This is a genomic window from Rhodococcus sp. 06-221-2 (genome assembly GCF_002258365.1).
Lineage (GTDB): Bacteria > Actinomycetota > Actinomycetes > Mycobacteriales > Mycobacteriaceae > Rhodococcoides > Rhodococcoides fascians.
Genome location: NZ_NOYJ01000034.1, coordinates 1 through 1471, shown reverse-complemented (window position 1 = coordinate 1471; position 1471 = coordinate 1). Strand labels below are relative to the sequence as shown.

The window sequence follows — 1471 nt, the reverse complement described above, 5'->3', positions numbered from 1 at the left end:
GGCGGATTCTAGGGGTCCTCGCAACACCTGATGGTCAGATGCCTGTCAGTAGATCACGTAAACGCTCGGCTGGAGTTTTCCAGCCGAGCGTTTTGCGTGGACGGGAGTTGAGGCGGTGGGCAACGTTCTCGAGGTCGGTGGCGCTGTACACGGACAGGTCCGTGCCTTTGGGGAAGTACTGGCGTAGCAAGCCGTTGGTGTTCTCGTTCGATCCGCGTTGCCATGGTGAGTGTGGATCGCAGAAGTACACCGGCACCCCGGTGGCGACGCTGAACTGCTTGTGCGCTGCCATCTCGCACCCTTGGTCCCACGTCAGTGAACCGCGCAAATGCGTTGGGAGAGAACCGATCAGAGGAACCAGAACGTCCCGGACCTCCTCTGCAGTGTGCCCGCCGGGGAGGTGACCGAGAAGCAGGTACCGGGTAGAACGCTCGACCAATGTCACGATCGCCGACTCCGATCGAGTACCGACGATCAGATCACCCTCCCAGTGCCCGGGCACGGAGCGGTCGGCGACCTCCGCCGGCCGCTCGGAGATCATCACCATCGCATCGACGAATCGTGAGGTGCGCTGCTCGGGTGAGCGGTGCTGTACGCGGCGAGTACGTCCGGTGCGCAATGCGGCAGCAACTTCTCGGCGTAGTCCGCCGCGCGACTGTACGTAGATGGCCTGGTAGATCGTTTCGGTGCTCACACGCATCGCCTTGTCATCGGGGAAGTCGACAACTAGAGCGTGGCAGATTTGCTCGGGCGACCACTGCAGGGCGAGTTTGCCGGCGACGTAGGACCGGAGCGAACCCTGTGCCGCCAGCTTCGCCGGTTTCGGCCGGGCACGCGAGATAGCCCACAGCCGATGTGCCCGGTGCGGGTGGTACTCGTCGGCGATGCCGTAGGTGTCGATCTCGCGTTTGACGGTCGAGGCCGCCCGGCCGAGGCGGCGTCCGATCTCACGCAGCGAACACCCGGCTCGACGCAGGTCGGCGATCTGTTCACGGTCGGTCACCGTCAGATACCGAGGGTGCAGTGTGGACTCGATGCGGGCCAGCGACGGCCTCTGAGCAGCGGTGACGAACGTTGTCATACCGGTTTTGTAGTCGATACGTCGACCATCCGGGTGCAGGCGCGCACCACCGATCTTGCGGATGCCCCCGTCCCAGTCCTGCGCGGTCCGGAGGTGGACCCCGACCTCCCGAGCAGCCTCGCGCCGCGAGATTCCCGACGAGCGAAGTTCCTCGTATCGTCCCCGACCCGAATGCTCGGCCCGGCCGCTCTTTCCGCGCCCTTGCACACCCGCCTGACGAACCCACCCGAAGGCAGTGTTCCGGTTCACCCCGACACAGCGTGCGGCCGCGCTGACATTCCCGTCCTCACGGTCCAACGCCTCGAAAAACCGCACCTTCAACCCAGCACATGCCACGATCCCCGCAACTCCCTCAAATCGAGGGTGTTGCGGGGATCGTTAGAACCCGCC

1 protein-coding gene is annotated in these 1471 nt (G+C 64.5%); it reads right to left on the bottom strand.

Annotated features, from left to right (window positions below; all coding sequences use genetic code 11):
* Positions 1-34 precede the first annotated feature (34 nt).
* Entirely contained in the window at positions 35-1213 is a 1179-nt protein-coding gene (locus tag CH281_RS21720) for an IS30 family transposase (RefSeq protein WP_141214699.1), read from the bottom strand.
* Between the last annotated feature and the right edge of the window lie 258 nt (positions 1214-1471).